This window comes from Nostoc sp. CHAB 5836, assembly GCF_020829445.1.
Taxonomy (GTDB): Bacteria; Cyanobacteriota; Cyanobacteriia; order Cyanobacteriales; family Nostocaceae; genus Nostoc.
Window position 1 is genome coordinate 1 of the sequence record NZ_JAIVFV010000257.1, and the last position, 7,168, is coordinate 7,168.

General features: G+C 44.3%; 6 protein-coding genes and 1 pseudogene. 4 read left to right on the top strand and 3 right to left on the bottom strand.

The genetic code is table 11. The annotated features are described in order from the left end of the window. Positions 1-154: 154 nt before the first annotated feature. The 4 genes and pseudogenes from LC605_RS29925 to LC605_RS29940 all read left to right on the top strand — a co-directional run. A pseudogene (locus tag LC605_RS29925) lies at positions 155-280 on the top strand (ribosome maturation factor RimM); the annotation flags it as partial. A gap of 332 nt (positions 281-612) precedes the next feature. Next, entirely contained in the window at positions 613-867 is a 255-nt protein-coding gene (locus tag LC605_RS29930) for a hypothetical protein (protein ID WP_229551059.1), read from the top strand. Beyond that, positions 867-1,136 (top strand): type II toxin-antitoxin system PemK/MazF family toxin, encoded by a 270-nt coding sequence (locus LC605_RS29935; protein ID WP_229551060.1) that lies wholly within the window; start codon positions 867-869, stop codon positions 1,134-1,136. The genes LC605_RS29930 and LC605_RS29935 overlap by 1 nt, the downstream gene beginning before the upstream one ends. A gap of 275 nt (positions 1,137-1,411) precedes the next feature. Then, positions 1,412-3,793, top strand: coding sequence for a phosphoketolase (locus LC605_RS29940; RefSeq protein ID WP_229551061.1), 2,382 nt, complete (start codon positions 1,412-1,414; stop codon positions 3,791-3,793). 221 nt (positions 3,794-4,014) lie between these two features. On the opposite strand, the gene LC605_RS29945 is transcribed toward LC605_RS29940, so the two are convergent. From LC605_RS29945 to LC605_RS29955, 3 genes are all read right to left on the bottom strand, one after another. Then, the gene (locus LC605_RS29945) at positions 4,015-5,115 is read right to left on the bottom strand and encodes a DUF2252 family protein (RefSeq protein WP_229551062.1); all 1,101 of its coding nucleotides are present in this window, start codon (positions 5,113-5,115) and stop codon (positions 4,015-4,017) included. Between the two features lie 52 nt (positions 5,116-5,167). Beyond that, on the bottom strand, positions 5,168-6,769 hold the full coding sequence (locus tag LC605_RS29950; protein ID WP_229551063.1) for an FAD-dependent oxidoreductase: 1,602 nt from the start codon (positions 6,767-6,769) through the stop codon (positions 5,168-5,170). A 185-nt stretch (positions 6,770-6,954) separates the two neighbouring features. Then, positions 6,955-7,168: hypothetical protein (locus LC605_RS29955; protein ID WP_229551064.1), on the bottom strand; the 214-nt coding region annotated here is incomplete at its 5' end.

Genomic DNA, 7,168 nt, shown 5'->3' on the forward strand with positions numbered 1-7,168 from the left:
CACCACCAGAAAATAAGCTGAGTGTTTTAATGGGAGTATGTCTCTGTTGCATCAGCCATTGGCGTAGAGATTTACCAAAATTGTCAGTCCATGCTGGTTCTTGACTGACTTTAAGAATGACAAAAAACAAATGACAAATGACAAAAAACAAATGACAAATGACAAAAAACAAATGACTGTTTTGATTCCATTTGTGGAAGCGATCGCACCAGTAGTAGACTTAAAATCTAATCGCATTGAAATTACGCCACCGCCTGGTTTATTGGAAATTAATAATTAGGTCATTAATTGCTCTGCATCTAGCTAGTAGTCCGTCAAGCTAGTTTTGAAGGGTTCGTAGTTGCGCTTTAGCGCTAAAGCGCAACTACGAATTAAATTAATACCCCTCAATTTAAACTTGACGGACTACTAGTACCGCAAGGCGGAAGTCAAAAGTCAAAAGTCAAAAGTCAAAAGTATTATGGAATAAGCTCTTTAGGGCTTTTTAATGGTCTGCTTATTTACGCCCACCTGTACTAGTTTAGCTGTAATGGATACTTCAAAAAGAAGTAAAGCTTGAAGCATGAGAACATTAGAGTACATACTCTATCTATTAATCTAGGAAATGTGGCAATGCCAGAAAAACCAACTGCAACTATTCACAGGCAACTGCTGGAAATATTGTCCCAATTGCCCAAGTCTAGTCAAGAAGAAGTATTAGATTTTGCTATTTCTCTTCAGAAAAAAAAACTAACTCAGCATTGGGATGCTATTTCTGATGTTGAGGCTGCTGCATTGAAAGCTGAGTTTGCTGATGAAGATTTAGCTTTTGCAGAATCCGTTTTAATTGATTATCTCTCCCAACTTCAACAAGAGGACGCAGTTTGATGCGAGGAGATGTTTATTTAGCTGATTTGAATCCGAGTCGAGGTTCAGAGCAATCAGGTATCCGACCAGTTATCATTGTTCAGCGAGATCGACTAGCTCAGTTTACAACAACATCAATAGTAGTTCCTCTAACCACTAATCTGCAACGCGCTATTATACCAGGTACAATTATCATACCTTCAGGCGAAGGTGGTTTAACGCAAGAGTCAGTGGTGCTTTCTTATCAAATTGTTGTTATCGATAAGCAGCGATTAATCCGAAAATTATGAACTCTTTCTAGTAATTATTTATTAATGCTAAAAATAGCATTAGATTACACTTTACAACTAGATAATTATGACGAAGAAAATTCCGATTGATAGTATTAATCAATAGCAAAGGTGTAACCATTGGTAGACACTGCTTTCTATCCAGTGCCCAAAACCAGGGAATTTGTCACAAAGGCTGAAAAAATTCATCACGGGTAGATGTCCATCATCTAGAAAACAAGTAAAATTGCTCACGGATGAATCCATCAAAAACCTTTTAAAATGGAGTGTCGATCATGACATTAGCAACGACTCCACAAACAAAGCCTTTAACAGATGAAGAATTACGGAAGATCAACGCCTACTGGCGTGCAGCTAATTATCTTTCCGTTGGGCAGATATATCTATTGGACAATCCGCTACTAAGAGAACCCCTAAAGCTGGAACACGTCAAACCCAGGCTTTTGGGGCACTGGGGAACAACGCCAGGGCTGAACTTTATCTATGTTCACCTGAATCGGGTGATTAAAAAATATGACCTCAACACAATCTACATTGCTGGCCCCGGTCATGGCGGCCCTGGACTGGTAGCCAACACCTACTTAGAAGGCACTTACACTAAGTATTACCACAACATCTCCCAGGATGCTGAAGGAATCCAGAAACTCTTTAAACAGTTCTCTTTCCCCGGTGGTATTCCCAGTCATGTAGCACCGGAAACTCCTGGTTCGATCCACGAAGGCGGGGAATTAGGTTATGCCCTCGTCCACGCTTATGGTGCTGCCTTTGATAACCCTGACTTAATTGTTGCTGCTGTTGTCGGCGATGGTGAAGCCGAAACAGGTGCTTTAGCAACTAGCTGGCATTCCAACAAGTTTCTTAACCCTGTACGTGATGGTGCTGTACTGCCGATTCTGCATCTGAATGGGTATAAAATTGCTAACCCAACGACATTGGCACGGATTAGCCATAATGAGTTAGAGAGTTTATTTGTAGGCTACGGCTACAAACCATACTTTGTAGAAGGTGACGATCCCGCAGATGTCCACCAGCAGATGGCGGCGACTCTAGAAACTGCGATCGCCGAAATTCAAAGTATCCAAAGGGAAGCCCGTGTACATGGTTTCACCGAACGTCCCCACTGGCCGATGATTGTCATGCGAACCCCCAAAGGTTGGACAGGGCCCAAGGAAGTGGATGGTAAAAAAACCGAAGGTTATTGGCGATCGCATCAAGTTCCCTTTGGCAATATAGCCAAACAGCCAGAACACTTGAAACTCTTAGAAGATTGGCTGAAGAGTTACAAACCAGAAGAACTCTTCGACGCTAACGGCACACTGATTCCCGAACTAGCAGAACTGGCTCCCAAAGGTCATCGACGCATGGGTGACAATCCCCACGCTAACGGCGGCATTTTGCTGCATGACCTGAAGATGCCGGACTTTCAAGACTATGCTGTAGATGTTCCTGAACCAGGGAAGGCGATCGCAGAAGCTACCAAAGTAACCGGCAAATTCCTGCGGGATATCATGGGACTTAACCAAGAAAGTCGCAATTTCCGCATCTTTGCCCCCGACGAATTGGCATCGAATCGCCTAGACCCTGTATTGGAAGTTACAGACCGGGTTTGGGAAGCCGAGATTTACCCCGAAGACGACCACCTTTCCCCCGACGGTCGGGTGATGGAAATTCTCAGCGAAACTTCTTGCCAAGGATGGTTAGAAGGCTATCTCCTCACAGGTCGTCACGGATTCTTCACTTGCTACGAGGCATTCATCCACATCATTGATTCCATGTTCAACCAACACGCCAAATGGTTGAAAACCACCAAACATATTCCCTGGCGTAGACCGATTGCTTCCCTTAATTACTTACTTACCTCTCACGTTTGGCGACAAGACCATAATGGTTTCTCTCACCAAGACCCCGGTTTTATCGACCATGTACTTAACAAAAAAGCCGAGATCGTTCGAGTATATTTGCCCCCCGATGCCAACACTCTGCTGTCGGTAACTGACCATTGTCTAAAAAGTCGCAACTATGTCAACGTCATCATTGCTGGAAAGCAGCCAGCATTGCAATACCTTGATATGGATTCTGCTATCAAGCACTGCACCAAAGGCATCGGCATTTGGGAATGGGCAAGCAACGACCAAGGTGGTGAACCAGATGTAATCCTGGCTTGTGCTGGGGATATTCCCACCTTAGAAACTTTGGCGGCTGTAGACATTTTGCGTCAGCATTTCGCAGATTTAAAAGTGCGAGTAGTAAACGTAGTCGATTTGATGACACTCCAGCCAAAAAGCGAACATCCCCACGGTTTGAGTGAAAAAGACTTTGACACAATTTTCACCACCGACAAACCCATCATTTTTGCCTTTCATGGCTATCCCTGGCTAATTCATCGTCTAACCTACCGCCACACTAATCATCAAAACATCCATGTGCGTGGCTACAAGGAAGAAGGAACTACCACCACTCCCTTTGATATGGTTGTTCTCAACGATTTAGATCGCTTCCATTTGGTAATTGATGTAATTGATCGCGTACCCAAACTAGGATATAGGGCAGCTTATGTCAAACAGCAGATGCAAGATCAGCTGATTGAACACAAGCACTACATTGAGAAGTACGGCGACGATGTACCGGAAATTCGTGATTGGAAGTGGCCTTATTAAGAGGAGACAAGGAGGACAAGGTAAAATTTTCTCCCTTGTCTTCCCCATCTCCCTTGTTTCTTTTTATCGCTCTAATGCTTGTATGGGGTAACCGCTTCCGATCCAAAAATACTAACAATTGCTAACATTTTCTTCTTGCTTCAACCTGGAAGTGTCGGCACTATCCAGTCCACAAGCTGACACGACCGATCTGGCCGCCTGCTTCAAATTAATAGAAGCGTTTAAATCTCTATCACCTGTCCCTCCCAATAGTCCTGCCAATCATTAAAGTCATCAGATGTTACTTCCCACATCTTATCGGCTGCTTTACTTAGCCAATCTTCCTCTCGGTTCTTCAAGTCCTTAAGAACTTCCTTAATTACGTCAGCCTCACTACCTAGATGCACGTTAGCCGTCTCCCAACCCATAGCCTCAAGAAGCTTGTAAAGATTGTTCTCAGATAAAGATGTCAGTTCAACACGAGAGTAATCTGGCGAGAGGCGACGGGCGACCCAGCGATCAGACACTTGTAAGAATGGGTCAGGGCAGCGAACAGCGTTATTCAGGATATTCGTGTAGAAGATTGTACTTGAACCCTTGTCGCCCAACGCCCATAAGCAGGCTGAGGCTGTTAGTTCTTTCACTTCACGGGCTGCATGGGAACGACAGAGTTTGATCAGGGCCACATAACGACGCCTTCCTAAGCTACCCAAACCTGCGGTACGGTGTGCTGGTCGATAACGTATTTTTGGTCTTGGCAGAGTATTTTCAATAGCTTGCTTGGCCTCCTCAGGTAAATCTTGTTTTAAGGTCGGAAGCATGTCGAGCTTTTCCCAAAAATCTAGTGGATCTTTAAGACTCACTAGCATTAAGTCTCTCAGCCATGCATTATACTCAGCTAGCACATATGGTTCGCCGCCAGACTTCAACCCCTTTCTATAACCAGCGAGAATGGCGTTACTGATCAATTGCATCTCAATCGAGCTGTCATCCTCACTGATGGCCATGTAGGCACTGGTTGCTAGCCGAACTAGGTCAAATGTATAGGGTAGTGGGTAAGCTTCATCGAAGTCGTTGATTCCCCAAATCAAGCGACCCTCGATATCACGCCACGTACCAAAGTTGTCTGTGTGTAGGTCTCCTACAGCCAGCACAACTGGCGCAGAATCAAGGTCAGCAAAATTTTCTAGCCATATTTGTATCCATCGATAGAATGTGGCTCGCATAAAATCGTAGAGACCGCCCGCCATATACTCGTGCTTGGATTCCAAGTCTTCTTGGATCAAAGTTATGCGATCGCGTAGCCAATCCTCATATTTTTCAGTTGCCTTAATAATTTTCATTTTTGGTAGATGCTAGATTTTGATCAAGAAATACTTTAAAAAGTTCACACAGTTATTTTTCTGGTGTACTTGGCTTTCTCGGGCAGTCTAAATGGCGCTTGCGACCTTTGCTAGCTGCTGGGCCCTCAATTCGATTTTCTGGTGGGATATTTTGCACGTCCAAACAATCTGGAGAAACGTGGTAAATTCTCGAGTTCTTCGACGCAATCAATAGCGGACTATTAGCGATCGCCAGTTCTACAATAGCTTTTGCAGCTTGTACTCCAGAGAGGTATGCACCTTGAACTGTTCCATATTGCTTTCGATGTGTTGCTTCCCCAGCAAAAAAGAGACTTTGACCAACTGGTGCGGCTAACGCATCATAGTCTCTACCTGTAGCACCAGGTGAAATGTAAGAGTAAGATCCACCAGCAAAAGTATCGGATGCCCAACGCGTTACCTGCCACGCGTCGGGATTAGGAATTGATGTTCCGTACATTTGGCGCAGGACTTTCATTGCCTCAGCGACAATTGCTTGGTCTGATAATTTCTCGAGTTCCCGGCTGTGTGTGCCGACATTCAAAGCGACGATAATCGGTTTGCCGGAGTACTTAAAGAAGTTAAAGAACTCTGACCAAACACCGATTTCTGAACCTATATATTCAAACCACTCGCTATCTTTGGGCCAAAAACATTGAGGAAAGCGCAGCCAAAGTTTATTGAGTACACCCATACGCAGGTTTTTAATTGCAGCAGCTTTGCGCTGTGGTAAAGGTGGTGAAAATGTCACTGCACCGCTCTGCAATACTCCTAGTGGCACTGTAACTATGGCACGTCTGGCTTCAAAGACCCCCTGATTAGTAGTTAGTTTTACTCGTTTGTCGTTGTACTCAATCTTTTGAACAATCTGCTTTAGTTTGATATCTAACCCTGCTGCGAGTTTGTCGATAATTTGCTCGTAGCCACCCGGAAAAATCGCATCTCCACCGTAAAAGTCATCAGCCTCATCCCAATACCACAGAGAAAGGTCTTTAGCATCGGCTGCATAATCCTGTTCTACAAGTGCGTGGATAAAATGTCTGAGTTCACGCTGCTGTTTAACTGGTAGATTTTGAGAGTTGATTGCCCGTTCAAATGCTGTACTTAATGGCAGATCGTGATTGAGTGCTTCCCGTTCTCTTTCTAACTTAGACATTACTTGCTGAAAGCGGGTTTTTATTCCCGCCTGCTCGTTCTCTGTCAGTAACTTGCCATCTGTAGTATAGATAGATGCAGGTGCGTGATATTGGGTCTGGATTATGTTGATTTTAAATTCATTAACTAGCTTAACGATCGGGTTATTACTCATACTATTCATCCAAGAAGCACCTAAGTCAATGGGTGTATCTGTCCAAGAATAGTCAGTCCAGATGCGACCACCGATGCGATCGCGTCCTTCTAGGATAGTCACTTTCAATCCTTGGGCGTGGAGAATTCTGGCCGCTGCTATACCAGCGATACCAGCACCAATTACCAGGACAGTATCTTTCATCAAAGCAGTCCTTTGCTCATTAAGAGGAGTCGGCGCAAGAGGTGGTAGTTGCCCCAGTGGTGCTTTTGGCACGCATCCAAGTGCCCAGTTCAGGGAGCCTAAGACAGTTAAATTCAGCATTTTGCGGCGTTTTATAGCTCCCATAATGCTCTCCTACTTTTATATAGTACTTTGCAACAAGCGTCAGGCAAAAAATCTCAGCTTCGAAGCCAAATGCAGAGACTGTTTTACTCCTGACTCCTCACTTCTGAATGGCAGTTGCTTTATGCAGGAGTTCCCGTCCATCGCACTGCCTCCTCCTGAATTCTGCCACTAACTACAGATTTCAGTTACTTGTTTGCTGCTTCATCAACCATTGTAATGAATTCTTCTTCTGTGATCCTTTCAATAGTTGCCACTACATTTCGCGGTCTTTTCCTTGTTTCTAACCACACTCCGTTAGCAATGTGTATTAGCGTAGAAGTAGTGCCATTGTAGGTGTCATACCCAAATGATTTGGGAAGATGCCAGCGGACTTTAATCTTCACCGTCAGATTTTGGTAA